25 protein-coding genes are annotated in these 26010 nt (G+C 69.4%); 14 read left to right on the forward strand and 11 right to left on the reverse strand.

What is annotated here, in order from left to right:
- Positions 1-16: 16 nt before the first annotated feature.
- Positions 17-2047: a lipoxygenase family protein gene (locus D7W82_RS13430; protein ID WP_120618732.1), complete on the reverse strand. Its 2031-nt coding sequence runs from the start codon at positions 2045-2047 to the stop codon at positions 17-19.
- 283 nt (positions 2048-2330) lie between these two features.
- Between D7W82_RS13430 and D7W82_RS13435 the strand changes: the two genes are divergently transcribed.
- Positions 2331-4394: a lipoxygenase family protein gene (locus D7W82_RS13435; protein ID WP_120618733.1), complete on the forward strand. Its 2064-nt coding sequence runs from the start codon at positions 2331-2333 to the stop codon at positions 4392-4394.
- Positions 4395-4400: 6 nt separating this feature from the next.
- On the opposite strand, the gene D7W82_RS13440 is transcribed toward D7W82_RS13435, so the two are convergent.
- The gene (locus D7W82_RS13440) at positions 4401-5294 is read right to left on the reverse strand and encodes a 1,4-dihydroxy-2-naphthoyl-CoA synthase (protein WP_120564234.1); all 894 of its coding nucleotides are present in this window, start codon (positions 5292-5294) and stop codon (positions 4401-4403) included.
- Positions 5295-5381: 87 nt separating this feature from the next.
- On the opposite strand from D7W82_RS13440, the gene D7W82_RS13445 reads away from it, so the two are divergent.
- The 3 genes from D7W82_RS13445 to nth are packed head-to-tail and all read left to right on the forward strand — an operon-like array spanning position 5382 to position 7513.
- Positions 5382-5699: a putative quinol monooxygenase gene (locus D7W82_RS13445; RefSeq protein ID WP_120618734.1), complete on the forward strand. Its 318-nt coding sequence runs from the start codon at positions 5382-5384 to the stop codon at positions 5697-5699.
- Between the two features lies 1 nt (position 5700).
- On the forward strand, positions 5701-6867 hold the full coding sequence (locus tag D7W82_RS13450; protein WP_120618735.1) for an iron-containing alcohol dehydrogenase: 1167 nt from the start codon (positions 5701-5703) through the stop codon (positions 6865-6867).
- 10 nt (positions 6868-6877) lie between these two features.
- The gene (nth, locus tag D7W82_RS13455) at positions 6878-7513 is read left to right on the forward strand and encodes an endonuclease III (protein WP_120618736.1); all 636 of its coding nucleotides are present in this window, start codon (positions 6878-6880) and stop codon (positions 7511-7513) included.
- A 4-nt stretch (positions 7514-7517) separates the two neighbouring features.
- Here nth and D7W82_RS13460 read toward each other — a convergent pair whose 3' ends face one another.
- The 3 genes from D7W82_RS13460 to D7W82_RS13470 all read right to left on the reverse strand — a co-directional run bounded on the left by D7W82_RS13460 (position 7518) and on the right by D7W82_RS13470 (position 9902).
- Positions 7518-8315, reverse strand: a complete 798-nt coding sequence (locus D7W82_RS13460; protein WP_120618737.1) for a hypothetical protein — start codon at positions 8313-8315, stop codon at positions 7518-7520.
- 102 nt (positions 8316-8417) lie between these two features.
- On the reverse strand, positions 8418-8768 hold the full coding sequence (locus D7W82_RS13465) for a hypothetical protein (RefSeq protein ID WP_199727744.1): 351 nt from the start codon (positions 8766-8768) through the stop codon (positions 8418-8420).
- 108 nt (positions 8769-8876) lie between these two features.
- A complete protein-coding gene (locus tag D7W82_RS13470; RefSeq protein ID WP_120618738.1) occupies positions 8877-9902 on the reverse strand; it encodes an AraC family transcriptional regulator in 1026 nt (341 codons plus the stop codon).
- Positions 9903-9998: 96 nt separating this feature from the next.
- Here D7W82_RS13470 and D7W82_RS13475 point away from each other — a divergent pair, with 96 nt between their 5' ends.
- Together D7W82_RS13475 and D7W82_RS13480 are read left to right on the forward strand one after the other, a co-directional pair.
- On the forward strand, positions 9999-10802 hold the full coding sequence (locus D7W82_RS13475; protein WP_120618739.1) for a hypothetical protein: 804 nt from the start codon (positions 9999-10001) through the stop codon (positions 10800-10802).
- 4 nt (positions 10803-10806) lie between these two features.
- Positions 10807-11055 (forward strand): hypothetical protein, encoded by a 249-nt coding sequence (locus tag D7W82_RS13480; RefSeq protein WP_147439316.1) that lies wholly within the window; start codon positions 10807-10809, stop codon positions 11053-11055.
- On the opposite strand, the gene D7W82_RS13485 is transcribed toward D7W82_RS13480, so the two are convergent.
- On the reverse strand, positions 11052-11549 hold the full coding sequence (locus D7W82_RS13485; protein WP_120618741.1) for a hypothetical protein: 498 nt from the start codon (positions 11547-11549) through the stop codon (positions 11052-11054). The genes D7W82_RS13480 and D7W82_RS13485 overlap by 4 nt on opposite strands.
- A gap of 365 nt (positions 11550-11914) precedes the next feature.
- On the opposite strand from D7W82_RS13485, the gene D7W82_RS40065 reads away from it, so the two are divergent.
- The 6 genes from D7W82_RS40065 to D7W82_RS41500 all read left to right on the forward strand — a co-directional run bounded on the left by D7W82_RS40065 (position 11915) and on the right by D7W82_RS41500 (position 16143).
- On the forward strand, positions 11915-12643 hold the full coding sequence (locus D7W82_RS40065; RefSeq protein ID WP_233587500.1) for a collagen-like protein: 729 nt from the start codon (positions 11915-11917) through the stop codon (positions 12641-12643).
- A gap of 181 nt (positions 12644-12824) precedes the next feature.
- Positions 12825-13376, forward strand: coding sequence for an IS630 family transposase (locus tag D7W82_RS13495; protein WP_120618742.1), 552 nt, complete (start codon positions 12825-12827; stop codon positions 13374-13376).
- On the forward strand, positions 13274-13870 hold the full coding sequence (locus D7W82_RS13500) for a transposase (protein WP_120618743.1): 597 nt from the start codon (positions 13274-13276) through the stop codon (positions 13868-13870). Before D7W82_RS13495 ends, D7W82_RS13500 begins: the two co-directional genes overlap by 103 nt.
- Positions 13871-14384: 514 nt before the next feature.
- Positions 14385-15245, forward strand: coding sequence for a collagen-like protein (locus D7W82_RS40070; protein ID WP_147439318.1), 861 nt, complete (start codon positions 14385-14387; stop codon positions 15243-15245).
- A 218-nt stretch (positions 15246-15463) separates the two neighbouring features.
- A complete protein-coding gene (locus D7W82_RS41495; RefSeq protein WP_233587502.1) occupies positions 15464-15880 on the forward strand; it encodes a hypothetical protein in 417 nt (138 codons plus the stop codon).
- Entirely contained in the window at positions 15856-16143 is a 288-nt protein-coding gene (locus tag D7W82_RS41500) for a hypothetical protein (RefSeq protein WP_233587509.1), read from the forward strand. The genes D7W82_RS41495 and D7W82_RS41500 overlap by 25 nt, the downstream gene beginning before the upstream one ends.
- Positions 16144-16145: 2 nt before the next feature.
- Here the strand turns inward: D7W82_RS41500 and D7W82_RS13520 are convergent, their stop codons facing one another.
- The 3 genes from D7W82_RS13520 to D7W82_RS13530 form a co-directional block, all read right to left on the reverse strand.
- Complete coding sequence (locus D7W82_RS13520) at positions 16146-17096, reverse strand: DUF1152 domain-containing protein (RefSeq protein ID WP_120618747.1); 951 nt, start codon at positions 17094-17096, stop codon at positions 16146-16148.
- Between the two features lie 7 nt (positions 17097-17103).
- A complete protein-coding gene (locus D7W82_RS13525; RefSeq protein WP_147439320.1) occupies positions 17104-18033 on the reverse strand; it encodes a hypothetical protein in 930 nt (309 codons plus the stop codon).
- 117 nt (positions 18034-18150) lie between these two features.
- Entirely contained in the window at positions 18151-19206 is a 1056-nt protein-coding gene (locus tag D7W82_RS13530) for a hypothetical protein (RefSeq protein ID WP_147439321.1), read from the reverse strand.
- A gap of 129 nt (positions 19207-19335) precedes the next feature.
- Between D7W82_RS13530 and D7W82_RS13535 the strand changes: the two genes are divergently transcribed.
- Entirely contained in the window at positions 19336-21000 is a 1665-nt protein-coding gene (locus tag D7W82_RS13535; protein ID WP_120618750.1) for a M14 family zinc carboxypeptidase, read from the forward strand.
- Positions 21001-21172: 172 nt separating this feature from the next.
- Positions 21173-23899: a CHAT domain-containing protein gene (locus D7W82_RS13540; RefSeq protein ID WP_120618751.1), complete on the forward strand. Its 2727-nt coding sequence runs from the start codon at positions 21173-21175 to the stop codon at positions 23897-23899.
- 12 nt (positions 23900-23911) lie between these two features.
- Here D7W82_RS13540 and D7W82_RS13545 read toward each other — a convergent pair whose 3' ends face one another.
- Both D7W82_RS13545 and D7W82_RS13550 read right to left on the reverse strand, forming a co-directional pair.
- A complete protein-coding gene (locus D7W82_RS13545; protein WP_147439322.1) occupies positions 23912-24793 on the reverse strand; it encodes a hypothetical protein in 882 nt (293 codons plus the stop codon).
- Positions 24790-25602 carry a cupin-like domain-containing protein gene (locus D7W82_RS13550; RefSeq protein WP_120618754.1) on the reverse strand — a complete coding sequence of 271 codons (813 nt, stop codon included), beginning with the start codon at positions 25600-25602 and terminating at the stop codon, positions 24790-24792. Before D7W82_RS13550 ends, D7W82_RS13545 begins: the two co-directional genes overlap by 4 nt.
- Positions 25603-26010: the final 408 nt, after the last annotated feature.

Here is a 26010-nt window from a genome sequence, read left to right on the forward strand (position 1 = left end):
GTGTCTCCTGACGGCGCTAGACGGTGATGCCGCAGGGGATGCGGTCGGCCTGCAGGACGGTGTAGGGCACCGCGAGCTTCGCGTTGCGCGCCTTCACGGCCTCGCTCTGCGCGCGCAGGCGGGAGTGGAAGCGGTCGCGGATGGCGAGGAGTTCCTGCTCCTGGAAGTACTCCTCGCGCCAGCCGTCCTCGTGGAGCAGGTACTCCTCGTCGTCACCGAAGCTGGACAGCGCGCGGCCCACGGCCACCTGCCAGAGCATCTGCGTCTTGGAGGGAATCATCGCTTCGATGTCCTTCTCCCCCAGGACGCCCTTCTGGCGCGGCGGAGGCTGGCGCATGCACAGCGGCGCGTTGGGCACGAAGGCGTAGTGCTCGTACTGGAGGTAGTTCACCGCCGCGTGCTGGACGCTGACCGTGAAGAGCACCGTGGTGAGGATGTCCGTGAGGTCGGAAACGCGCTTCAGCTCCGCGCACGGGAGCTTCTCCACGGGCAGGCCGTGCTCGGTGAGGTCCTTCCACCAGCGCTGCATGTCGGTGTCGTGCACCAGGTCCTCGTCGGACCTGTAGAAGTGCCCCAGCACGCCGCCCACGTACTCCTCCAGGGCGTCCCACAGCAGCAGCGCGTCATCCCGGTATGGGTAGTTCGGGAGCACCGCGGGGTCGAGCACGCCGCGCCGCTCGATGTCCTGGCGCGGCTGGTTGTCCGTGAGCCTCCAGGTCCGGTACCCCTTCTTGCCCAGGAACACATGGCCCTGGTCGGGGCCGCCGGTGGCGATGAGGTCGTCGAACACGCCGCCTTCCGCGAGCAGGCCCTTTCGCGCGCCCTCGTTGATGGCGAGCGTGTAGCGGAAGTGGCGGCGCAGCAGCTTGTAGACCGGGTGCGGGTCCGGGAGGTTGCGCATCGTCGCCATGACGAACGGCTCCGCCACGAAGTGGGTGCGCAGCGCGTGGCCCACCATCTGGTGCGTGTTGCCCTCGCTGCACCGCAGGTAGATCTTCGCGGCCAGCCAGTCGTGCGCACTGTCATTGGGCGTGAACACCGGATCCAGCTCCGGGTCACGGCCGAGCTGGATGGCGAGGGGCCGCAGCTGCCGCGTGTCATCCAGGTACAGCAGACACCGGGACGCGGGCGCCCACCGGCGCTCCTCGACGCCCTCCTTGTTGGTCTTCTTGAACATGGGCACGTCGCCCAGGATCTCGAAGTCGAGCAGGAAGACGCGCTTGCCGGCCAGCGCCTGCTCCAGCGTCGTGCCCGGCGACAGCTGCCCCTTCAGCGCGTCATCCGTCACGGGCATGCCCTCCGGCAGCGCGGTGATGGACTGGATGTGGACGGGGCTGATGCCCTGCACCGCCTGCCGGGCGAACTCGGCGTCGTCCTGCCAGCGCCGGGCGAGCGTGGGCAGCTCGAGGCCCTTGAAGAAGTCGAAGATGTCCACGAGCCCGTTCCACGCCTTGCTCAGCACGGGCATGTGCAGCTTGATGGCCGCGAGCGTCTTCGCGATGACGACCTCGTAGCTGCCGTCCACGAGCCCCCGGTAGAGCTCGTCCTTGGGCAGCGGACGCGCCTCCGTGATGTCGAGCGCGCCGGGCAGCCCGGCGGTCGCCTCCGCGGGGCGCCAGGGGTACATGCGCTGGCGGGCCAGGAGCAGGTCGTTCCGGGCCATCTTCTCCCGCTCGTGCTGGACCTGCTGGGGCAGCCGCGCGGTGCCCTCGAGGACGTCGGCGGTGGTCTTGCCCAGGACCCAACGGTAGTACGGGAAGAACCAGTGCCTCCCCGTCGTGGTGACGGTCACCGAGTCCAGGAGCCAGTCGCCCCCGACGCCACCGCCAGCGTTGGAGAACCGGAGCACGAGCAGGTCGCCCAGGTCCTCGGCCTTGACGGTGTAGGCATCCACCGCGCCGGCCTCGAAGTCGTTGTGGAAGCGCTTGTCCAGGAGGTACGGCCGGCTCTCGCCCTTCGTGCCCACCAGGACCACGGAGATGGCAGAGTTGGTCCCCGCACCGAGCTTCGAGCTCGTGCGAATCGTTAGCGTGTAATCGGTACCCATGGATTCTCCACTAGCACGTGGCGCGCAAGGTACGCCTGTGGAAGCGGGGCGGACAATGTGCGGAGGCGTCGCCGCTCATGCGGAGCAGGTGACGGCGGCTGGCTGCCGTGGATCCGATAGCCGCCTGCCCTCGGGGGCGAGGGCGCGAGTATGGGATTGCCGCAGGCATGCTACCTTCCCGCGAGATGAAGCCTGCTTCCCGTTGTCCCCCGGCTGAGGGTGGTTCCCGCGGTACCTATCGGGGGTCGGCTCCGACCACGGCAGGCACTGAGGCGCGGAGCTGATGCCGACCGCGTGGCGCCGGTTGTTGACCTCGCTGGGGTTCTCTTCCAAGGCCGTGGAACCGCCGCTCCTGGAGGCGGAGGAGCTGGCCCGGTGGTACGCGGGGCTGGGATTGAAGGAGCGGCTGGCGGTCAGCCGCAACCTGGTCAAGCAGGTGCGCGCGCCGCGAGCGCTCCGGGCTTCGTCGAGCCTCCCCGCCGTCGTCACCGGCAGGTTGATGTTCGAGCAGGACGGGCCCCAGGGGCCCATTCCCCTGCATCACATCAAGCTCGAGCTGTGGGACCGGGACTTCGGCACGCCGGACGACTTCCTGGGCGAGGGCTTCACGGCCGCGGATGGCTCATTCACCATCCGCTACGACCCGGCGGACGCGGGTGAAGGAGACACGCCGGACCTGGAGCTGCGCTTCTTCGAGCCGCAGCACACGTTCCGCCAGGACGGCCGCGTGGTGGAGACCTGGAGGCGCATCGGTTCGGAGCGCGGGCCGGACGATCACGTTGGACTGGAGCACGACTTCGGGACGCTGCGGCTGCCCTACTGGGAATACGACCCGTCTACGCCGCTGGCGCGGTTGCTGGTGGTGGAGGAAGGCACTCCGCCAACGGCGTATGCGCCCGGGCGCGCGCTGGCGATGATCAAGGCCGTCGCGCCCATCGAACTGGTGAAGCGGCAGCACCAGATGCAGATCCGGCTGGGCCAGGCGCCGAGCCTCGCGAAGATCCAGGCGGACTACCCGGAGACGCTGACGGTCCGGATGGAGCGCGAGTCCCCGGGCTCCTCGCGGAGCGATGCGTGGTTCGGAGAGCGGCTGCTCAACGGGATGTTCTCCACCCTCCTGGACCGCGACCCGGAGGTGCCTGGGGACGACCAGGCCTTCCGGCTGTACCTGCCGTGGAATGCCTATGAGCAGGACGGCGTGCATTGCCTGCCGGACGTGGACCTCCGCCTGCGGCTGGTGGACGGCAAGCTGCTGCCCCAGCGGATCATCCTGGGGATGCGGGAGCCCGGAGCGACGGCGCCCGGCTCACCGGTGACGCGGCGGACATACACGCCCGCGGATGGCGCGGCCTGGGAGGCGGCGAAGCGGATGGCGCGGGTGAGCGCGACGCTGGACGTGGAGCTGGGCAATCACCTGGGGCAGTGCCACTTCAACGTGGAGCAGTACGCCATCGCCGCGCACCGCAACCTGCGGCGCAATCCCTTGCGCTGGCTGCTCATGCCGCACCTGCGCGAGGTGGTGTTGATCAACCACGCCGCCAACGGGTTCCTGGTGGGGCCCTCGGGGTACATCACGCGGGCCAGTGCGCTGACGGAAGCAGGCATCCACCAGCGGCTGGAGCACCTGATGGGCAGCTATGACTGGAAGGGCTTCGCGCCCGCGGCGCCAGTCTGCGAGGGGCACCGCTACGCGCACGCGGGCCAGCTCTTCTGGAAGCTGCTCGGAGAGCACATCGACGCGTTCTTCGCGGAGCACGGCGCCGCGGTGGAGGCACAATGGCAGGAGGTGCGCAGGTTCTCGGACGACCTCGTCGCGCACTCCGCGCCAGCGTTCGTGTGCCGCTATCTGCGGGCGAAGGTGCCGGGCAAGGACGCGCCGTGGTTCGTGCGCTCGGAGCGAATGGACCTGGACGCGAAGGTCGCGGAGCCGGCAGCCAGGGCCGTGAGCGCGGTGACGCGGACGGAGACGCCCCAGCCCGGTGAGGTGGAGGCGCTGAAGCACCTCTGCCGCTACGTCATCTTCTTCGCGACGTTCCGGCACGCCTGGGCGAACAACCTCCAGTGGGAGGACGCGGGAGAGGTCCTGTACTCATGTCTGGGATTGCGCTGGGGCAAGGGCGGCGCGCTGTCCACCGAGGAAGACCTGGACGTCGCGCCGCCGCCTGACGCGGCGACGGAGATGCTGTGGATCTCCTGGATGTTGTCCAAGACGAACTACGGCTTCATCCTGTCCAACGAAGAGGAAGACCTGCATCCCCGTCTGCTGGAGCTGCTCCGGGCTCATGCCGCGGACTTCGCGGCCCTGGGCCTGGATGTCCGGACGGTCAGCTCCCGCATCAACATCTGAGCGGCATCAGTACGTCCAGGGGAAGCGCTTGAAGTCGCGCTTGCGCTTCTGCACGAACGCGTCGCGGCCTTCCTGTGCCTCTTCCGTGCCGTAGCCCAGACGCGTGGCCTCTCCCGCGAAGAGCTGCTGGCCCACGAGCCCGTCATCCGGGAGGTTGAAGGCATACTTCAGCATCTTGATGGCCGTGGGGCTCTTGGTGTTGATCTCCGCCGCCCACTCCAGCGCCACCTTCTCCAGGTCCTTGTGCGGCACGGACTTGTTGATGGCGTTCATCTGGAACGCCTCGTCCGCCGTGTAGGCCTGGCCCAGGAAGAAGATTTCGCGCGCCCGCTTCTGTCCCACCTGCCGCGCCAGCAGCGCGCTGCCGTAGCCCGCGTCGTAGCTGGCCACGTCCGCGTCCGTCTGCTTGAACATCCCGTGCTCCTTGCTCGCGATGGTCAGGTCGCAGACGACATGCAGGCTGTGCCCGCCACCCGCCGTCCAGCCCGGCACCACCGCCATCACCACCTTCGGCAGGAAGCGGATCTGCCGCTGGACCTCCAGGATGTGCAGGCGCCCCAGCCGCGCGGGGTCCGCCGCGTCCTCTCCGGGCTCGTACTTGTAGCCGTCCTTGCCTCGGATGCGCTGGTCGCCTCCCGAGCAGAACGCCCACCCGCCGTCCTTCGGCGACGGGCCGTTGCCCGTGAGCAGCACCACGCCCACGTCCGTCATGAACCGCGTGGCCTCCAGCGCCCGGGCCAGCTCGTCCACCGTCTTCGGACGGAACGCGTTGCGCACCTCCGGCCGGTTGAACGCGATGCGCACCGTGCCCTGATCCACCGCGCGGTGGAACGTGATGTCCTTGAACTTGTGGCCTTCCACCGGCTGCCAGCGGGACGCGTCAAAGAGGTCCGAGACCATGCGCAGTCTTGCTCCGAAATTGAGGGAGTGAACGGCCCGGAACCCTAGCGGTTTCCGCTCGGGGACGCCCGCGCTACCGTGCGCGCCATGTCCACGAGCCTGCTCGTCGTCCATGTCCACGTGCACGTGCTGCCCCAGCACGTCGACGCCTTCCTCCAGGCCACCCTCGCCAACGCCCGCGAGAGCGTGAAGGAGCCCGGCATCGCCCGCTTCGATGTCTGCCAGGACAACGAAGACCCCACCCGCTTCGTCCTCGTGGAGGCCTACCGCACGGCGGAAGCCCCCGCCGCGCACAAGGAGACCGCCCACTACCTCACGTGGCGTGACACCGTCACCTCCATGATGGCCGAGCCCCGCACCGCGCGCCGCTACTCCAACCGCTTCCCCGACGACGCGGCCTGGTGACATGCCCACCGCCCCCTTCGAGTTCGCCACCGCCACCCGCGTCCTCTTCGGCCCGGGCCGCGTCCAGGAAGTCCCCGACCTCGTGCGCGGCCTCGGCGGCCGGAAGGTCCTGCTCGTCACCGGCACCAACCCCGCCCGCGCCGAACCCGTCCGCGCGGGGCTCGAACGGCTGGGCATCCCTTCCGCCTCCTTCCGCGTCCCGGGCGAGCCCACCGTCGAGCTCGCGCGCGAAGGCACCGCCGCCGCCGTGGACTCCGGCTGTGGCGCCGTGGTCGCCATCGGCGGAGGCAGCGCGCTCGACGCGGGCAAGGCCATCGCCGCGCTCGCCGCCAACGGGGGCGACCCGCTGGACTACCTGGAGGTCATCGGCCGGGGGCAGGCCCTGACGAAGCCGTCGCTGCCGTTCGTGGCCGTGCCGACCACGGCGGGCACCGGCTCGGAGGTGACGCGCAACGCGGTGCTGGGCTCGAAGGAGGCCGGCGTGAAGGCCAGCCTGCGCAGCCCGATGATGCTCCCCCGCGTCGCCCTGGTGGACCCCGACCTGCTGGAGCACGCGCCCGCGGACGTGCTCGCGGCGGGCGGTCTGGACGCGCTGTCGCAGCTCATCGAACCGTTCCTGTCCATCCGAGCCCAGCCGCTCACGGACGCGCTCGCGCGCGAAGGCATGCAGCGCTCGGCGCGCTCGCTGCGCAAGGCGGTGCTGCACGGCCCCGGCCCGGCGGAGCGAGAGGACCTGGCCATCGCCAGCCTCTTCGGCGGCCTGTGCCTCGCCAACTCAGGCCTGGGCGCGGTGCATGGCTTCGCGGCGCCTTTGGGCGGGATGCTCGGCGCGGCCCATGGCGCGCTGTGCGCCGCGCTGCTCGGGGCCACGCTGGAGCTGAACCTGGAGGCGCTGCGCTCGCGCGCTCCGGACCACCCCGCCCTGCCCCGCTTCCGCGAGCTGGCGGTGTTGCTCACCGGCCAGTCCAACGCCCGCGCCGAGGACGGCATCACCTGGGTGAAGGACCTGGTCCACGCCGTGCGCATCCGGGGCCTGCGCGACATGGGCCTCACCGACTCTGCCATCCCGGAGCTCGTCACCAAGGCCCGCGCCGCCAGCAGCATGAAGGGCAATCCGCTCCCGCTCACGGACGCGGAGTTGACGGCGCTCGTCGAACGGTCGATGTGAGGACCCACCCATGAAACCCGCCGCCCTCGTCCCCGTGGTGCTCGAACGCCTCCGCGAGAAGTACCCCGACGCGAAGTACGAGCTGAACTGGAACACTCCCTTCGAGTTGCTCGTGGCCACCATCCTGGCCGCGCAGTGCACGGACGAGCGCGTCAACCGCGTCACCGCCGAGCTGTGGAAGAAGTACGACGGCCCCCAGGCGCTCGCGGACGCGGACACCGCGGAGCTGGAGGAGGACCTCAAGCCCACCGGCTTCTTCAAGCAGAAGACCAAGACGGTGCAGGCCGTGAGCCGCGCGCTGCTGGATGCGCACCAGGGCGAGGTGCCCGACCGCATGGAGGACCTGGTGGAGCTGCCCGGCGTGGCGCGCAAGACGGCCAACGTCGTGCTCAACACGGCCTTCAATCAGGCCTCCGGCGTCATCGTGGACACGCACGTGGCCCGCGTCAGCCAGCGCCTGGGCCTGACCAAGCAGGAGAAGCCGGAGGCCATCGAGACGGACCTGATGAAGCTGGTGCCCAAGGACGACTGGACCTTCTTCGGCCCCGCCGTGGTGCTGCACGGCCGCTACACCTGCGTGGCCAAGAAGCCCAAGTGCTCGGAGTGCCTCCTCAACGACGTGTGCCCCAAGCTGGGCGTGGCCTGAGCCGTCACAGGTGCGCGAGCACCGCCAGCGTCAGCAGCCAGTCCAGCCCGGCTTCGAGGAAGTAGTACGTGGAGCCGTCCAGCGAGGTGCCAAAGCCGGTGCCCAGATGGCCGATGGGCCCCGCGAAGAACTTCATGCCCAGCTCGGCCCCCACGTTGATGGGGATGCGCCGCGAGGACGAGTTGTCCAGGTACGGGCCCACCAGCGCCCGGCCATAGGGCGCGAACCAGTTCGTCACGAAGTGCTGGTAGCCCACGGTGGCGTTCAGCGACACCAGGTTCGGGCCAAGGCCCAGGTTGGCGCCCAGCGTCAGCCGCCGGGCCTTGAGCCCCATGGGCTGCACGTTCACGTCCAGGGCCATCCCCAGGCCGCCGTCGAACGGCACGCGCCAGGCGAACGCGAACTCCGTCGTCGACTTGTCGATGGACAGCGCCTCGTAACGCAGTTGCGCCGCGCCCACCTGGTCACCGCGCGCGTCCTGGAGGTCCGCGAGCGCCAGCGTGGCCTCCTCCGAGTCCTCGTCATAGACCTTGCGCAGCGGTGGCTCCGCGCCATCCAGGTCCCCGCGCGCCAGCCGGTCCTTGCCCTGCGTCAGACAGGCGGACGTGGAGCCCATGGCGCACGCGAGCCCGAAGGCCCGGTCCGCCTCCTCCGTTCGGCCATCCACCTGGAGCTGCTTCGCCCAGGTCTCGCAGGCCCAGGCGCTCCCGCCGTCGCACTTCTCCTCCAACGAAGGGACGCGCGTCACCTCGCTCGTCGTCACGCACGCCACCGGCAGCAGGCACGGCAGCAGGCACGACACACGGAGCAGGGACTGAAGAGGACCACGGAGGGCTGGGGCCGCAACCATGGTCCACATTCAAACACACCGCCGGGCCGCGGCGTGTCCGGCGCGTTGCGTCTTTCAGCGTTCTTCCAGCGGCCCCTCCCCGTCGTGGATGACGCCCGGGTCGCGGCCGAGGTCCGGCCCGTCCCCGCTGCGCTCGTCGGCCTTCTGCTCCTCGGAGGCCGTGTCACCCGAGCCGCCCACGCCTTCCCGGAAGCCATCGGCGGCCTCGCGGCTGGACTCGCTGAGGCTCTCCGCGGCCCGGCTGGCGCCGTGCTGGACGTCCTTGGCGGCCTCGCCTACCTCCTGGCCGACCTGACGGGCGTTCTCGTTGACGGCCTGCTGCTGGCGCTCATTGCAGCCGGCCGTGAAGCTCACGGTTCCAATCACACCCAGCACGACGAGCCCGTTGAAGCGGCGTGTCCACATGGTCGTCTCCCCGAGGGTCCCGGCCCTCTGGCGTGAAACGTAGGCACGCCTGCGCCCCAACGAAGGCCTGGCTTCCCTCCCGGAAGGGCTCGGGGGGCCGCTTGCCTGTCAGCCCCCGGCGGCGCGGGTCTTGCGGAAGGCCTCCGGGGACGTGCCCCACCAGCGCTTGAAGGCGCGGTGGAAGGCGGCCGGATCCGCGTACCCCAGCAGGAAGGACACCTCCGCGATGGACATGCGCCGCTGGAGGTAGCCCTGGGACAGCTCGCGCCGCAACGCCTCCACGATGCCCGCGTAGGTGCGCCCCTCCGCCGCCAGCTGGCGCTGCAACGTGCGGGATGGAACGCGCAGGGCCCTCGCCACCGCGGCAAAGGAGGAGTCGCCTCCCGCCAGCGTCCTCCGCACCTGTTCCCGCACGCGGTCCGACAGGGTGTCCGCGACGGGCAGCCGCGCCAGGACGCGGCGGGCGTGATGCTCGAACACGGCGTTGAGCAGCGCGTCCGCGTGGACGAAGGGCCGGTCCGCGTCTCTGGCGGAGAACTCCAGGTCGTTCGCCGGGGCGTTGAACTCCAGAGGACAGCCGAAGAGGGTCTCGTGTTCGCGCAGGTCCGCGGGCGCCGGGTGGACGAAGCGCGCGCGCAGGGGCCGCACGTCCGCGCCGGTGAAGACGCGGATGCCCGTGGCCAGTTGCACCAGCGCCACCTCCGCCAGGTGCCGGTGCGCGGGCCGCCACGAGGGGCCCACGGGCGTGAAGCGCATGCGCGCGCCGCGCGGCGTGTCCTCCACGACGAAGCGCTCGCCGTCGCCCCACACGCGCTGGTAACGGCAGCCGCGAACCATGGCCTCGCGGAGGTTGGCGCTGGTGAGGATGACGAGCGACGCGGGGTCGTCCGCGTCCATCACGTCCATGCCCGCCATGTGCAGCCCCAGGTTGTCATCCCCGGTGAGCGACACGGCCCGCTCCAGGATGTCGTCCAGCACGGCGTAGGGGATGCGCGCTTCCGGGTCGCCCAGGTCCGACCACCGCAGCCCCACCTCCTCGCAGAGCCGCTCCGAGGGAACGCCGCGCTTCGCCGCCGCGAGCAGTCCCTGCCGGGCCAGGCGGGCGGAGAGCGAAGGGGGAGCGGAGGACGTCACGGGCAGGGACGCTAGCGACCGCCTGGCGCGAGCGGCAAGCCGTTCTGGCGCCAGCGGTCAGTGCATCCCCCGCGCGCGAGCGGCACCTTGTCCCGCATGGACGCCACCGCCACCGAGCACCCCGCCCTGCTGCCCCGCCTGCACCTCTTCGAGCTGATTGATCAGCCCTGGTATCCGCGCGCGGCGCGCAACCTGTCCACGGACTACCTGCACGCGGTGTCCACGCGGATGGGGTTGTTCGACGCGGCGGCGGACGTGCTCGCGAAGGGGCTCCAGGCGTCCGGCACGGACACGCTGGTGGATCTGGGCTCCGGTGGCCAGGGGCCCGTGCCCCGCTTGCAGAAGTTGCTGGAGGCCCGCCACGGCTTGAAGACGCGGGCGGTGCTCACGGACCTGTACCCCAACGCGGAGGCCGCCAAGCGGGCCCAGGCGGAGGGCGCCACGTACCTGCCCCGGCCCGTGGATGCGCGGCAGGTGCCAGAAGACCTGCGCGGAATGAGGACACTCTTCAACGCCCTGCACCACTTCCGCCCGGAGGAGGTGCGCGAGGTGATGGAGGACGCGCAGCGGCGCGGTGAAGCGTTCGCGGCCTTCGAGGTCGTGCACCGCACGCCGGGCGGGGTGCTGGGCACGCTGTTCGTGCCGCTGCTGGTGCTGCTCTTCACGCCGTTCATCCGGCCGCTGACGCCGCTGCGCCTGCTGCTCACCTACGCGGTGCCGGTGGCGCCGTTGGCGCTCGCGTGGGACGGTCTGGTGTCCACGCTGCGGGCCCACCGGCCGGAGGAACTGAAGGCCCTGACGCAGAGCCTCCAGCGCCCCGGCTACACGTGGGAGGTGGGCGTGGTGCGTGAGAAAGGCAAGGGCGCCGTCACCTACGTGCTCGGGATTCCCGTGCGCTAGCAGGGTGCGGAAGAAGCCGGAGCGGTTGGGCGTGGTGAACTCGACGCGGCGAGGGGCCACCCAGAGCATGTTGTTGCGGTGGGTGAAGATGGTGTCGTCACTCCAGGTCGGAAGCGCGAAGACGCAAAGCTGGTGGAGACGGTTCGTCACCGCGCACAGGCCCTTGATGGTGGAGATTTCCTCGTCGGAGCCATTGGCGCTGATGGCGATGACACCCTTCCCGTCCAACAAGTCCTGGAAGACGCTGGGCTAGATGGCGGAGAGCGTCTTGCCGGAGCCCGTCTGTCCCATGACGTGGCGGTGCATGGATTGGTCCTGCTCCGAGAGGTAGACGGGCTGCCAGGACAGGGGGCGAAAGCAGCGGGCCACCGGCGTCATGCCGACGAACTTTTGCTGGGGTGGGCGCCGACGAATGGCCTCAGTAACGTCGTAGGTGTGGAAGGGCAGGCTGCTGGAGTCCGGGGTGAGATGCATGCCGGTGAGGAAGGGGACGACGTGGTTGAACCACCCGAGGAGAAAGGCCCGGTAAAGGAGCAGCACCGCGGTGAGCGCGAGCGCGAAAAGGACGGAGGCCAGCATCGGGTGGGAGAGCGTCCAGGCCCGCGCCTCGCCGTAGGCGGGAAGCAAGGGCCCCAGCAGACGGGAGGGGGCGGAGAGGAGCGCGGAGGATTCGAGGGAGGTGGGGTGGGCCGTCTGGAAGGAGGCTTCGAGGACGCCAATGCACATGGCGGCACCGAAGAGAGCCACCCAGACGGGACGGATGGTGTTGGGAGGGCCAGCGGGAGCCTGGTTGAGATCGCTCAGGCGCGACTCCGGTGAGGGTGCCCGGAGACGATGCACTAATTAGTGCAAAATCACAGCAAGAGGTGCGAGGGGCGCAGACGTCTGCGGCCGCCCCCCCCCCGCCATTACGGCTCACCGAGACTGAGAGAGGGAGCGCACGCCAGAGGTGATTGGCAGGCCAGGGATGACCCATGCGGGTAATCAATGACACCCAATAATTAACGGCAAAGCCTGTACTGCGTGCCGATTTTGAAGTTCAACTCGCGGCTCTTCCTGCTTTCAGCGGAGCCGAAATGACGGTAGCGGAACGAATTCGTGGTTGGACATACATGCTGGGTGTGATTGCCCTCTTGGGCTCTGCGACCGCGGCCCATGCGGCTGGCCAAATGGTCATCACTTCGACGGAAGCGGACCCGCCGACGGACACGCTCTATATCTACGGCGAGAACTTCGGTTACGTGAAGTCGTTGGTGAAGTTCGCAGGCATCACCGTCCAGAACAACAAAATCCAGGCATGGGGGGACACGGCGATCACCATCACTGTTCCCTATTTCTTGCTGAAATCGCCTGGGACATACCGGCTCAGCGTCTCAACGGGGCCCGCGCCGGAACAGAATGCTGACATTGACATCACAGTAGGGCCGCAAGGGCCCAAGGGCGACAAGGGCGACAAGGGCGACAAGGGCGACACCGGTTTGACGGGTGCGCAGGGGGTCCAGGGCTCCGAAGGACTTAAGGGCGAAACTGGAGCGGTGGGCGCGACGGGTCCCAAGGGCGACAAGGGCGACAAGGGCGACACCGGAGCGGTGGGCGCGACGGGTCCCAAGGGCGACAAGGGCGATGTGGGACCTATAGGGCCCCAAGGCCCTGGGGCTCTCTATGTGACTCTCGGCTGGGGCACCCTCGGCTCTTACGTCGGAAGCTGCACGTATGCCAACAGGGAGAGTCAGGCCTGCGCTTCAGCAATGAGTCGTTACTGCAGAGCGATCGGATATACTGCAAGCACGGGAATTCAGGAGGCAATTTCCGCCAATGCCGGTTTCGCCTGCGTAAAATGAGGTTCTGTTAGGCGGAGCGGAACCGAGTGCAGGAGTGCCGTTGCCGGGCCGTCAGGCACGCAGCGGCACCCCACCCGCTGCTGGGGCCGGCGCGCTGCCTCTCAGAGCGCCCTGCCACACCTAACCCCCTTCAGGGAAGTCGGGTAAGGGGCTGAGGGTTACGTCATGGAGGAGGGCGTCCATGGCGTGGCAGCCAAAGCACTGGACGGCGCAGCAGCTTGAGGAGCGGCGGCTTGCGGCCGGAAGACTCCTGCGGCGGGGGCACCTGTCGCAGGCGGAGGTGGCGCGCCGTGTGGGTGTCAGCGAGGCCTCCGTCAGTCGTTGGGCGCGGCGACTGAATGAGGCGGGCGGCAGCACACGCGGGTTGAAAGCGAGGCCGCGCACGGGCCGGCCGTCGAAGTTGAGTTCGGCGGAGTGGCAGCAGGTCGCGCAGTTGGTAGGGGCAGGGGCGCGCACCTGTGGCTTCCCTACCGAGCGATGGACGCTCACGCGAGTGGCGCACCTCATCCACCGCACGTTCGGAGTGCGCTACCACCCCAATTACCTGGCCGGATGTCTTCACCGGTTGGGTTTGAGTCCGCAGCAGCCTCGCACGCGAGCCAAGGAGCGTGACGATGAGTTGGTGGAGGCATGGCTGAAGCGCGACTGGCCCCGCATCAAAAGGGGGCTCGAAGAAGCGGGCGGACCATTGCCTTCGTGGACGAGACAGGTAGTTCGTTTCGGGCCCGCGTAGCGTCTACCTGGGCGCCCGTCGGGCATCCGCCCATCCTGCGCCGTCGTGACAAGCGGCGCGAAGTCTCCAGCATCGTCGCCCTCGTTGCCCCGTACAGCCGCAGGCCGGCGCGCCTGTATTCGCGCCACCGAGAGGGCAGCTTCACCAGCCAGGACATCATCGCTGCCCTGCGCTACTTCCGCAGGAAGGTGGGCCGTCCTCTCACCATCGTGTGGGACGGCCTCAACCAGCACCACAGTGCCGAGACGCTCGACTTCGTCGCCCGCCACCCCGAGGACTTCCGCCTTGAACGGCTGCCGGGCTATGCGCCAGACCTCAATCCCGAGGAGGGCTGCAACGGCATGGTGAAGGCCGAGCTGCGCAATGCTACGCCCGACTCTGTCGCTGAGCTACGCGCCCAGGCACGCGCTTCATTCGTGCGCCTGGGCCACCGCCACGACGTTCTCGCTGCCTTCTTCCTTCACGCTGGCCTGCGCCTTACCGGACTTCCCTGAAGAGGGTTAGCGCGATCCGCCGTGCCTGCGAGGGATAGCGCACGCAGAGCAACGGGGCGGCCCGGCCTCTGGGGCCCAGCGGCGGCCACCGCCCTGCCTACCACCCACGCCAGGAGCTGGAGACGGGGCGCGACCGAGTCCCGCGAGGCCGTGCCCCACCAAGTGTTGCTGCCAGGGCCGTCAGGCGCGGGGCGGCACTCCATCACGTGCAGCAGGCGCGGGCGCGCCGTTTCATAGCAAGCCCTACCCCACCTCCGGCGGCCGTCCGAGCCTGCAAGGAAGAAGTGGATCTGCAGAGGCCGCGTAGGGCGGGGACCGTGGCGGCTCCCCGTCTCGGGCGTAGCCAGGGTCCCCACCCAGTTCCTCCGCCCACGTCGGAAGTTAGAGGCAGTAGAGAGGCCGGGAATGACCCAGGCGGGTATTTAATGAAAATCAAGATTTAGCATTAAATCATGGACTTTATGTAAATTCTGAAGTTCAAGTGACGGCTCTTCCTTCTTACAAAGGAGCCGACATGACGGTGGCGGAACGAATTCGTGGGTGGACGTATGTGCTGGGTGTGATTGCGCTCATGGGCACGGCGACGTCAGCCCATGCGGAAGGCCAGGTAGTCATCACTTCAACGGAATCCGACACGCCGAACAACACGCTCTACATCTACGGCGAGAACTTCGGACTCGTGAAGTCGTTGGTGAAGTTCGCAGGCATCATCGTCCAACCCAACAAAATCCCGGCTTACGGTGATACGGCGATCACCATCATCGTTCCCTACAATCTCCTGGAGACGCCAGGGACGTACCGACTCAGCGTCTCAACGGGGTCCGCGCCGGAGCAGAATGCTGACATTGACGTCACGGTGGGGCCCCAAGGGCCGAAGGGCGACAAGGGCGACAAGGGCGACAAGGGCGAGACCGGCGCAACGGGTGCGCAGGGGGAAAAGGGCGACACTGGTTCGACGGGCCCCCAGGGCGAAATCGGTTTGACGGGTCCGCAGGGCATCCAGGGCGAGAGGGGCCTGACGGGTATTAAGGGCGACAAGGGCGACAAGGGCGACAAGGGCGACAAGGGCCTGACGGGTGCCACTGGCCTGACGGGTGCCACTGGCCTGACGGGTGCCACTGGCCTGCAAGGCCCCATTGGCCCTAAGCCATTCGTCCACTGTTCAATAGCTACGGGGCATGATGCGTCTGCTGGAAATTGGAGTTATGCGTACTGTCCGGCCGGTTATCTGGCGATGGGCGGTTCGTGCCGGCAGCGGAGTGGGGGGACCGGTCAACTCCAATCTATGCTGCACGAGACGACGTATGGTTGCTACCTCTCATCCTCAACCGCTGGCGTGTTCTATGCGGTGGCACGTTGCTGCTACATCCAGTAAAGCAGACACATGTTACATAGGGACGGCGCGCTGCCTCATCTGCGCGCCCTACCCCGTCCCGAGCTCGCGAGGAGGAAGCGCGGACGGCTCCAACGTCTGAGGCGAAGGCGGCCTGGACGTCGCCGGGCGCCACCGGGGGTCCCCGCGCAGCAGGGGCCGAATGGAACCATGATTTTCGCCGCGCAGTTCGAGCCAGGCGGCTGCACTTCCTGGTGGGCGTGCAAGGCAACATCAACGTGTGGCGCCCAGGTGCCAAGCCGCGACTTCCTCACCGATTGCCGCACCAGATGGGCCGTCCTCGCACGCGCTATGTCGATGAGTCAGGTCACCGCCCGTCCTCATTGAGCCGTTGGCGCGCACCCTGCCTCGTTCCGCCTTTCACGTCGTGCGTTGGAGGCAAGGAAACCGTGGCGTGCAGTCCTCGCGCTTTGCCGCCATGCGAGTCCACACGGCGGAGCACCACTTCTGGCGCGAGCCGCCAGGGGAAGATGTGTGGCTGCTGGTGGAATGGCCGCGCGGCGAGGCAGCCCCGACGAAGTATCACCTTTCGTCCCTGCCTCCAGACACAACGCTCACGGAGTTGGTTCGTCTGTCCAAGCTACGCTGGCGAGTGGAGCGCGACTATCAGGAGTTGAAGGGAGAAGTCGGCTTGGACCACTTTGAGGGCCGCAGTTGGCGAGGCATCCACCACCGCGCCACACTCTGCATGGTGGCCCATGGCTTCCTCGCCCTCCGCCGGGTGCTTTTCCCCCCGGAGCAGGACGCGGTGGACGCTGCCCCCAAGTGCGGCGGCAGTTCCAAGTCCTGCTCCTTCGCCGCATTGGGCACTGCCCCTGTGCCTGCGACCGGTCAACGCCCAGGCGCCTCCTCGTGGGCGCTCATGCATGTGACCGAGTAGTATTAGACGGGAATGTCCTCCCACGGCTTCGTGGGGTGCCGGGCGCGGAAGGTCTCGATGCGTGCGCTCACCTCCCAGCTCGTGTGCGTGTCCCGCAGCTGGTCCAGGTACAGGCAGCGCCTGGCGACGGCGTTCAGGTCGAAGGCCCAATACATGCTCATCAGCGGGTTGATGAACAGCTTGCTGCCCTGCGTCCGAGACGTGCGGTGCTGGTCGCCATAGTCCCCGTCGATGGCGCCCACCACCGACAGCGACACGATGCTCGGGCGCCGGGCCATCTCCTCGGAGGAGAACATGACTGCCTCGCGGTAGAGGTCCACCTCCGGCATCCCCGGCAGCAGCGCGGTGACGCCTAGATACGCCCCGCGCCGGCTCAGGTCCGCGACTGCTTCCAGGTAGTGCGCGTGACAGATGCCGTGGAACGCGTCCACGCCGAACCCCAGGCAGACGATCAGCTTGTCCCGCAGCGACAGCGAATCCACCGCCGCCAGGCTCGAGATGTCCTCCTCCGGTGTGCCCAGCCCGGCCTCGTCCCCGCGCATGAGGATGTCCGTGCCGCCGTCCACCAACACCACCGTGTCGAAGCCCAGCTCCTTCTGCAATGCAGCCCAGGCCTCGCTCAACGGCGCGACGCCAACCTTGTCGAAGCAGAAGATGGAGACGGACTCGCCTCTCGCCTGGAACCAGCGGGCGAGCACGCCTTCCGGAAAGTAGTGCGCCGGTCCCTGCGTCTCCGCGCGGACCTCCATCAGCCCCGGGGCCACGACGCGTCCATCCACGCGGTCCAGGACCGTGAAGCTCAGGTTCGCCAGCGACACGCGCTTGCCCATCTCACGCAGGCGGAAATACAGCGGCAGGCCGCAGTAGATGTCGAAGCCGCCGCCCGCGCCCGCGAGGAGCACGTGTTCCGCGCGCTGGAGCCGTTCAAACAACGGTGAGGTGGCCAGGTCCATGGTGATGTCAGTCCGCCGTCTCTTCATCCGGAGTCGACGGCGCCTGTGGGAACTCCACCTCGGGGTCGTAGGCGTCGCTCTCGTCCATGTCCGTCACTTCCTCGGCGGGCTCGTCTTCAATCTCGTCCGCCTCCGTCGTCTCCGCACCGGGGTCGAGCTCGTCCGGCTGCGACTCCTCCTCGTCGGAAGCCTGGAGGACCGCGGACTTCTCGAACCGCAGACGAACCGGCGCCTTCTCCGGCTTCGACTCGCATCCCCGCGCATCGAGGAACAGGTCCAGCGTGTTCACCTCGTCCCAGCGTTTGGAATCCACGAACTCGACGCTGTCGGTGAAGGTCTTCGTCGCCCCGGCCGCCAGGCTGTGCATGCTCAGGTCGTCCGCCAACACAGAGGCCCTGTCCTCGCTCACGTCCTCGTCCGCCCCATACCCCTGGATGCAAGCCTGGGCATTGATGCGCCGCCGGCTCACGTTCTTCAGCGTGTATTCAAGGACGTACTCGTCGGCTTCGGATCCTTGTCGCAGCGAGACGCCGGACAGCTCGACTTCTCCCGGCTCCAGCTTTCCTGGCCGTTTGGGTGTCGGCGCGTCCGCGGCGGCGGGCTCTCCCGTGGCACGCAGTCGCAATGGCTCGCTGGCCGCATGGAAGTCGGCCCCCTCGCAGCGCATCCCCCTGACCGTGAACAACAGCACCGTCAGGGCCGAGTCCCACTTCTCCTCCGGCAGGTAGAGATTGTCGTTGAAGACGTCGTCCGTGCCGCCCTTCACGGTGATGCTTCCCAGGTTCCGCTCATGGGTGACGAAGCCCATCTCGTCGAGCGGCGCCAGGCAGGCCTCCCCACGTCCCTGCGCCGTGCCGGGGTTGGTGAGCGTGTAGGTGACGTTCACGAAGGACGGGGTCCGCTTGAGCTTCACGCCGGAGAACCGCAGCGGCTTCACCACATGCGCCACTGGCTTCGTATCCAGAGCACCCGCCTGGGGCTGTTCCTTCTTGCACCCCGCGCCCACACCGCCGCGAGGCCCAACAACAGCACCCGGCCTAGCACCTTCCGCGGCTCACTCCCCATTCGGTGCCTGCTGCTCGTGGTTGAATTCCTCTTCCGGGTCATAGGCGTCGCTCGAGTCCATCCTCGTTTCGTCCTCGGGGTCCCCGGCGGGCTCGGCCTCCACTCCATCCACCGGCGCGTGGATGGACTCGGGCTTCACGATTCGGAAGCCCGTGTTGTCCGTGTCCGCGTCGTCCGCGCAGCCAAAAGGGCTGGTGAAGAGGCGCAGCACCGTCACCCGGTCCCAGTTCCGGTCGTTGTCGAAGACGACAGAGTCCTTGAGGGTCTCCGAAGCCCCCGGGGCCAGACTGAAGTCTCCCACGGGAGTCTCCTCCACGTGGGGGGGGGCGCCATCCTCCCCCACGTAGGCCCGCAGGCACCCCGAGCCCGACGCCCGGTGCTCACTCATGTTCGTGACCAGGTACTTGATGGAGTAGTCGTCGGACTGCCCGGCCTGGATCAGCTCGACGCCGGATACCTCGAAGTCGGTCGCCTGTGTGGCGTGGAACGCCTGGGGCGCGGGGGCGTCCGCTGGAGCAGGCTGGCCCGTGGGCTGCAGGCGCAGAACCTCGCTGGTCATCGTCGGCACGAGAACGCGCGAACAGCGGTTGTCGCCCGTGGTGTAGAGCATCACGGTCCGGGTCTGCTTCCAGGTCGTCGTCCCCAGGGACACCTTGTCCTCGAACGTGTCCGTCGTCCCGCCCTTCACGGTGATGCCGCCCATCCGCATCACTTCGATGACCCGGCCCTGGTCGTCGAGCAGGGATAGGCACGCATCCCCGCGCCCCTGCGCCGTGCCCGGGTTGGTCAGCGTGTAGGTCACCATCAAGGTGGTGCCCTGGGGCCGGAGCGTCACGTCGGAGAACCGGAGCAGCTTCGCCACCTTCTCCTTCGCGGCCGTCCCCGCGTCCGGAACGCCCGCGGCCACGGCGGCCACGGCCACCACGCCCGCGTCCACGGGGGCGCTCGTCACGGGTTGCTCCTTCTTGCAGCCGGCGCCCCACACCGTCGCGCATCCCAGCAGCAGCACACCCAGCGCGTTCCCGCGCCGCTGATCACTCCGCATGATGAAGCCCCCTCGGCTGCACGTCTTGCCGCCGGGTTTCATATGGGACACCGCCACGGCGCGGCAAGGCAGCCCCACGTCGCGCGAGCTTGACGCGGCAGGGCCGGAGCGCTCGGATGCGCGGCACCTATGCCCACTCCCAAGCTGCTCACCCGCGCGGAAGCCACCGACTACCAGGAAACGTCCCGCAGCGCCGACGTGGTCGCCTTCGTCGACGCCCTCTGTGCCCAGACCAAGCTCGCGAAGCGCGTGGACTTCGGCCAGAGCGGTGAAGGTCAGCCGCTCATGGCGCTCATCCTCAGCGACCGCAACTGCTTCACGCCAGAGCTGGCGAAGAAGCAGAAGAAGCTCATCGTGATGGTGGAGGCCAACATCCACGCGGGTGAGGTGGAGGGCAAGGAGACCCTCCAGGCGCTCGCGCGCGACCTCACGCTCACGTCGCTGGGCAAGAAGATCCTGGACCGGCTGTGCCTCGTGTTCGTCCCCAACTTCAACCCGGACGGCAATGATCGCATCAGCAAGGGCAACCGCGCGTTGGACCTGAAGAACCTGGAGGGCCAGGTCAACCCGCCCGGTGGCGTGGGCATGCGCTACACGGGCGAGGGCTGGAACCTCAACCGCGACAACATGAAGCAGGAGGCGCCGGAGACGCGCGCCCTGGCGAAGCTGTACCAGGCGTGGTGGCCGCACCTCTTCGTGGACTGCCACACCACGGACGGCAGCATCCACGGGTTCGACCTCACCTTCGACATCCCCCACGGCAACGCGGAGCTCCTCCACACCTCGCGCGGCTACAACCGCGAGCTGGCCGAGCGCGTGTCCGCCGCCGTGAAGAAGAAGCACGGCTTCGACAGCTTCTGGTACGGCAACTTCCTCAAGGAAGGCGACCCGACCTCCGGCTGGCACACCTACCCCGCGCTGCCCCGCTTCGGCAGCCACTTCCGCGGCCTCCTGGGCCGGCTGGACGTGCTGCTGGAGACGTACAGCTACATCGACTTCCCCCGCCGCTGCGCCGTCATCCGCGCGTGGGTGCTGGAGCTCATCCGCGACGCCGCCCGCTACGCCAAGGACTACCGCCGGGTCACCGAGTTCGAGGAGGCCGCCATCATCGCGCGCGGCAAGTCCCCCGACGCGAAGGAGTGGGTGGGCATCAACTTCGGCGTCGCCCAGCGCGACGCGGAAGGGGCGCTGGTGTTCGACTACCCGGCCTACGTGCTGGGCAAGGACATCGCCGCCATCAGCTCCTTCGACGAGGCCAGCATCCAGGCGCGCCGCTACCCGGGCAAGCGCAAGAAGGTCTACAAGACGCCGCACTACCGCACCTTCGTGCCCACCCAGTCGGTGAGCACGCCGTCCGCGTACCTGGTGCCCGCGTCGCTCGCGTCCCGGCTGGAAGGCCACGGCATCCGCTTCGAGAAGCTCGCCAAGGCGCAGCGCTTCCAGGTGGACAGCTACCGCATCGCCCGCCGCGAGGAGACCTTCAGCCCGGACGTCGCCGCCAACGTGCCGCCCCCCGGCCAGGACGAAGTCCCCTTAAGCCAGAAGCCCAAGCCGGTGCGCTTCGAGACCGTCCTCACCGTGGCCCCCGAGCGCTCCGAGCGCGAGTTCCCCGCCGGCACCCTCAAGGTCCCCACCGACCAGCGCACGGGCACGCTCATCACCTACCTGCTGGAGCCGCACTCGGACGACGGCTTCTGCCGCTGGCAGTTCCTGGATGACAGCCTCACCGTGGGCGAGCTGTACCCCATCCACCGCGTCGTGGAGGCCACGCGCCCCCCCCTGAAGGTGGAGTAGGCAGTACACCGCCGGACGCCTCCTCGCCCCCGGGTTTGTCAGCCCCGGGGGCATTGGCCCTAGACTGGAGCCCGCAGGACCCGCGGAAGATGGTGCGGGGGCACGCGGGAGGCCCCGGATGGCTGGCATGCGGCAAACGCCCCGAGGCACACGCCCTCCGGGACGCACAGGCGTGGCGCGCGTCTGGGGACTCGTGGCCCTGGCCCTCTGCATGGCGCTGGGCTTCGTCGCCGTGCGCGTCTGGAAGCAGCGGGGCTCCGGGCCGGACACGCCCGCGCTGTGGCTCACGGACGCCACCCACCGTCCCCTGGAGGTGCGGCTGAGCCTCCCCGCCGCGGACGGATACCGTCCCCATGCGCCCCCCCGGCGGGACGTGCTGGCCCCGCCGGTGCCCCTGGGCGCGCTGTCCCGCCTGGAGGAGCGCGGCGACGCGCACGGGCTGGGCATCAGCTACCTCTTGCATGGCGACACGGAGCAGGGGCTCGCGTACCTCAGGCGCGCGTCGCCGTCGTTGGACCGCGACAGTGACCTGGCCGCCGTCGCCATCCTGCGCGGCCACGCCGACGAAGCCCTGACCCTGCTGGACGCCACGCTGGAGGCCATGCCCGAGCACCCGCAGGCGCGCTGGAACCGCGCCGTGGTGGCGCGCGAGCTGGGGCTGACGCTCCTCTCCGCCACGGCCTTCGAGGCGGTGGCCGCGAAGGGCGAACCCGGCTGGAGCGACGAGGCGCGCGAGCAGGCGCGGACGCTGCGCGCCCGGTTCCAGGCCCGGGCGGACGCGTGGAAGGCCACGCGAGAGGCCTTCCACGCCCGGCTGCGCTCACCCCAGGCGCCCCTGCCGGTGGAGGGCGCGGCCCGCTTCCCGGGCATGGCGCGCGAGTCGTTCTACGAGCTGCTGGCGACCGCGGAGAGCTCCGAGCAGGTGGAGTCCCTGCTGCCGCTCGCGGGGGTGCTGGACCACGCGGCCGGCGGAGGCACCGTGCTGGAGGACGCCGTGCGGCGGCTGGCGGCGCAGGACTTCGCGCGCCGGGCGCCGCTCGCGCGCGAGTACGCGAAGCTGGTTCAAGACGCGCACCCCACCCCCGCGAGCCTCATCGAGCGGCTGCGCCAGGAGCCCACGGCGAAGGACCTGCTGCTGGGCGCGCTCTTGCGCACGCCGGGCGTGGCGCGCACGCACGAGGAGCTTCGCGCCCTGTCGGTGGGCGAGACGGACCCCTGGATCCTCTCGCGCGTAGCGCAGGAGGGCGCGCGGCTGGACGACCTGTCGGGACAGGGGACCCAGGCCGGGGACCGGCTGCGGGAGGCGCTGGGCGAGTGCCGCGCGAAGAAGCTGCCCCTGCGCTGCGTGGACCTGCTCATCCGGTTGAGCAGCCGCGCGACCGCGTCGAACCGGCTGGTGGAGGGAGAGGAGTCCGCGAGGGCCGCGTGGCAGGAGGCCGCCGCGCTGGGCGAATGGGAGCGCGAGGGACAGGCGCTGGTGATGCTGGCCAACGCGACGCGCTTCCAGGTGCGGGTGGCGCTCTCGCGCGCCTATCTCACCGAGTCCCTGGCCCGTCAGCCCGACGACTGCGCAGCGCGCACGCTGGCGCACCGCAACCTGGCCTCGCTGGCGCTGATGCGCTTCCGTCCGCAGGAGGCGCGGCAGGAGCTGGAGGCGTCGTTGGCGTGCGGCCAGACGCCCGGGCTCCAGGGCGCGTGGATCCTCGCGGACCTGGCGCGGCTGGCGCCCCGTCCGACCGACGAAGCGCTCCTGATGGCGGAGCTGGCACGCGTGAGCCCGCTCAGGGAGAACGCGGGGCGGCGCGTGCTGGCCACGCTCATCCGGGGACGCTTCGCGGTGGACCGCGACTGGCGCGAGGGCCAGCGCGTGCTGCGGCAGACCATCGCGGAGGCGGAGCCGCTCCTGCGGGTGAACGCGGACGCGCGCGACGCCAGGGCGGTGGCCTTCCAGACGCTCGCGGTGAGCGCGGGCCACGCCGGGGCCTTCCGGGAGGCCATGGACGTGGTGGCCGAAAGCCTCCAGGTGCCCGTGCCGGAGGGCTGCGTGCTGGCGGCGGCGGTGGAGGCGGAGCGCACCGTGACGGTGGTGCGCGGTCCACAGGGTCAGGTGCAGGGCCACTATGACGCCTCGCGCACGGTGCCCCTGCGCGATGACCTGACGGGGCTGGTGCCCGGCGAGCTGGTGGAACTGCTGCGCGACTGTCCCCGCGTGGCGGTGCTGGCCGCGCCGCCCCTGGACAGCCGCGCGGGCCTCCTGCCGGCGGACCTGGCCTGGAGCTACCGGGTCAGCGCGGGCGTGCCCGCGACGTCGCCCGCGAAGCCGCCCCTGCACGTGGTGGTGTCGGACGTGGAGCCGCCCCTGACGCTGAAGCTGGCGCGGCTGCCCTCGGCGGCGGAAGTGGACCTGGCGGGAGCGCAGCGGCTCCTGCGGCTCAAGGGCGCGCAGGCCACGCCCGAGCGCGTGCTGGAGGCGATGGAGCAGGCCACCGACATCGACATCCACGCGCACGGCGTGGTGGACCGCGCGCTGTCGGACGCCACGGTCATCGCGCTGTCGCCGCAGCAGGACGGCCGCTATGCGCTCACCGCGGAGGAGCTGCGCCGCCGGCATCTGGACGGCGCCCCCCTGGTGGTGCTGGGCGCGTGCAGCGCGGCCCGCCTCCCGCCCATCCTGCATGAGACGTCATCGCTGCCGCAGGCGTTCGTCGCCTCCGGGGCGCGGGCCGTCTTCGCCGCCACGGCGGAGATCCCCAACGACGCGGGCGCCTTCTTCCGCGCGGTGCGCGAGCGCATCCAGTCCGGCGAGGAGCCCTCCCAGGCGCTGCGGGCCGAGCGCCTCGACTGGCACAAGAAGCAACCCCACATGCGCTGGGTGGACAAGGTGCTGCTGTATCAATAGCGCCCGCGTCCCTCAGTCACGCGGAGGCAGCGGCGAAGGCTGGGGCTCCGCGTCGGCGTCCCACGTCACGTTCGGTTCCGGCAGCGCGAAGGCCTCGAACGAGACGGCGACGCCACCGTCTGGCGCGCTGAAGCCGTACCACCACCCCACCGGCAGCAGCAGCCACTCTCCCGGAGACAGCGTCACGTCCAGGCGCAGGGGTGCGTCGCCAGCCCCCGTCACGCGCCGCAACTCGAAGGCCGGAACGAGCTGGAGCCTCCGCTCCCCGTGCACCTGCGCCAGCAGCACGTTGTGCCGCGCCGCGCGCAGGGGAACTTCCGCGCCGGCCGGCTCCCACCACAGGCGGGGCTCGCACGCGCGCGCGTCCTCCGCCGTGAAGCCGCGAAGCGGCGTCAGCCCCCGGGCCAGGGGCTCCAGCCGCGAGTCCTCGAACAGGGGCACGCAGCACGCGTGTCTCGCCTCGCGCTCGCCCAACCGCGCGGCCACGCCCCCGGGGCTCCAGGCCTCCGGCTCCAGCGACGCGCTCCACTCCGCGCGCAGCACCACGGGCAGGTTGTCGAAGTAGTAGCGCTCGAAGAACGCGGTGGGCGTCAGCGCGTCATGCCGGTCCACGCGCGGCGGTCCCTCCGTCTGCTGGAACAGCTCCGCGTACACGTCCAGCAACCCCTCCAGCTTTCGCTGCATGCCCACCGCCCGCAGCGCGCCCGCGACGAAGGGCTCCTGCTGCTCCACCTCCACCGCCCGCCGCGCCTGCTCCGCCGACACCCCGGCCTTCTCCAGCGACGCCACCAACTCCTTCGGCGACGCACCGCGCACCAGGTTCTCCACCAGCCACCGCCGCCACTCGGGTGTCAGCGGCGAGGTCCCCGCCTCCACTTCGCGCGAAGCTCTCATCGGTGCTCCTCCGGAGGCGTGGCGCCCAGCCAGCCCTCCCGCCAGCAGGTGTTCATCCCAGGTGTCTCTTCGAAGCTCACGAACGTCACCGACAGGCTCGGCTCCAATGCCCGCAGCGCGTGCCACCACCCCACCGGGATGAAGAGCGTCTCTCCCGGCCCCACCTCCACCGTGTGCAACGCCACCCGGGCGAAGTCCGGGAAGCGCTCCAGGTCCGGCGCCAGCACGTCCACCGCGCTGTAGAAGCCGCGCACGTTGGACATCCACGGCGTCTCCCACGACGGCGCCAGCCACACCTGCTTGCGTCCCCATACCTGGCAGAACAGGACGTTGAGGTGATCATGATGCAGGTTGGACAGCGTCCCCGCCGGCCCCAGCCATAGATGCACGCGGTCGGGCCCGCGCAGGTCCGGCTGGATGTATCCCTTTGGCGCACGCAGGTCCTCCAGCAACGGCCGGAACGCGTCACGCAAGAGCAGGCTGTTTCGAGCCACCAGATACATGTCGTTCGCCGGCGCACCGTCGAACCGCGCCAGCAATTCCCGCAGCGGTACGTCCCGGCGCAGGCGGTCCGCGTGCAGGTCCGGCATCTCCTGGGCGTCGCGCCCCGCCATCACCTCCACCGTCTCGTCACCGAAACGCTCGGCCATCCACCCGGGCGTCCACCGCGTCCGCGCCGGCCAGTCCTCCATCAAGCCTTCAATGACAACCGGCCGGTTGCGCCGGTAGAAATCCGTGAAGAATTCCGCTGGCGCCAGCCGCGACCGCCGCTCCACGCGCGGCGAGGGCAATGCCTGTCGCCGCGACACCGACCGCGTCTCCAGCAGCGATTCAAGCAATCCCAGACGTGTCGTGAATTCACGCGCCTGTCTCACCGCCGGGTGTGTCTCCGCGGCCCGAAGCGTTTCCCAGACAACCTCTGGCGTGACTCCCACCGCCTCCAGACGGGCCGCGAGGCGCGCTGAAGGCACCCCACGCGCAAGGTTCTCCGCGAGCCACGTTCTCCATACAGGGGGGAAGGCAGACGTCATCGCCAGCCCCCTTGAATCGGGCTGAACCCTTTGGGCCGTCCACATCCACCCCGAGCGGACTCCATGACGCCTCCCGAAAACTCATACAAAATCGTCCCGAACCCCAATCCCCCGTGTGACCCCGCGCAGGAGGACCTCAGCCGGAAGCGGACGCCTGAAGTCCCGCCGCCCACGCCGCCGCCGTCC

The organism is Corallococcus sp. CA049B (assembly GCF_003611685.1).
Lineage (GTDB): Bacteria > Myxococcota > Myxococcia > Myxococcales > Myxococcaceae > Corallococcus > Corallococcus coralloides.

Coding starts and splice junctions, on each gene's coding strand:
- D7W82_RS13430 (WP_120618732.1), bottom strand. CDS start 2,047: ATGGGTACCGATTACACGCTAACGATTCGCACGAGCTCGAAGCTCGGT.
- D7W82_RS13435 (WP_120618733.1), top strand. CDS start 2,331: ATGCCGACCGCGTGGCGCCGGTTGTTGACCTCGCTGGGGTTCTCTTCC.
- D7W82_RS13440 (WP_120564234.1), bottom strand. CDS start 5,294: ATGGTCTCGGACCTCTTTGACGCGTCCCGCTGGCAGCCGGTGGAAGGC.
- D7W82_RS13445 (WP_120618734.1), top strand. CDS start 5,382: ATGTCCACGAGCCTGCTCGTCGTCCATGTCCACGTGCACGTGCTGCCC.
- D7W82_RS13450 (WP_120618735.1), top strand. CDS start 5,701: ATGCCCACCGCCCCCTTCGAGTTCGCCACCGCCACCCGCGTCCTCTTC.
- nth (WP_120618736.1), top strand. CDS start 6,878: ATGAAACCCGCCGCCCTCGTCCCCGTGGTGCTCGAACGCCTCCGCGAG.
- D7W82_RS13465 (WP_199727744.1), bottom strand. CDS start 8,768: ATGTGGACACGCCGCTTCAACGGGCTCGTCGTGCTGGGTGTGATTGGA.
- D7W82_RS13475 (WP_120618739.1), top strand. CDS start 9,999: ATGGACGCCACCGCCACCGAGCACCCCGCCCTGCTGCCCCGCCTGCAC.
- D7W82_RS40065 (WP_233587500.1), top strand. CDS start 11,915: ATGCTGGGTGTGATTGCCCTCTTGGGCTCTGCGACCGCGGCCCATGCG.
- D7W82_RS13495 (WP_120618742.1), top strand. CDS start 12,825: ATGGCGTGGCAGCCAAAGCACTGGACGGCGCAGCAGCTTGAGGAGCGG.
- D7W82_RS13500 (WP_120618743.1), top strand. CDS start 13,274: ATGGCTGAAGCGCGACTGGCCCCGCATCAAAAGGGGGCTCGAAGAAGC.
- D7W82_RS40070 (WP_147439318.1), top strand. CDS start 14,385: ATGACGGTGGCGGAACGAATTCGTGGGTGGACGTATGTGCTGGGTGTG.
- D7W82_RS13520 (WP_120618747.1), bottom strand. CDS start 17,096: ATGGACCTGGCCACCTCACCGTTGTTTGAACGGCTCCAGCGCGCGGAA.
- D7W82_RS13530 (WP_147439321.1), bottom strand. CDS start 19,206: ATGCGGAGTGATCAGCGGCGCGGGAACGCGCTGGGTGTGCTGCTGCTG.
- D7W82_RS13535 (WP_120618750.1), top strand. CDS start 19,336: ATGCCCACTCCCAAGCTGCTCACCCGCGCGGAAGCCACCGACTACCAG.
- D7W82_RS13545 (WP_147439322.1), bottom strand. CDS start 24,793: ATGAGAGCTTCGCGCGAAGTGGAGGCGGGGACCTCGCCGCTGACACCC.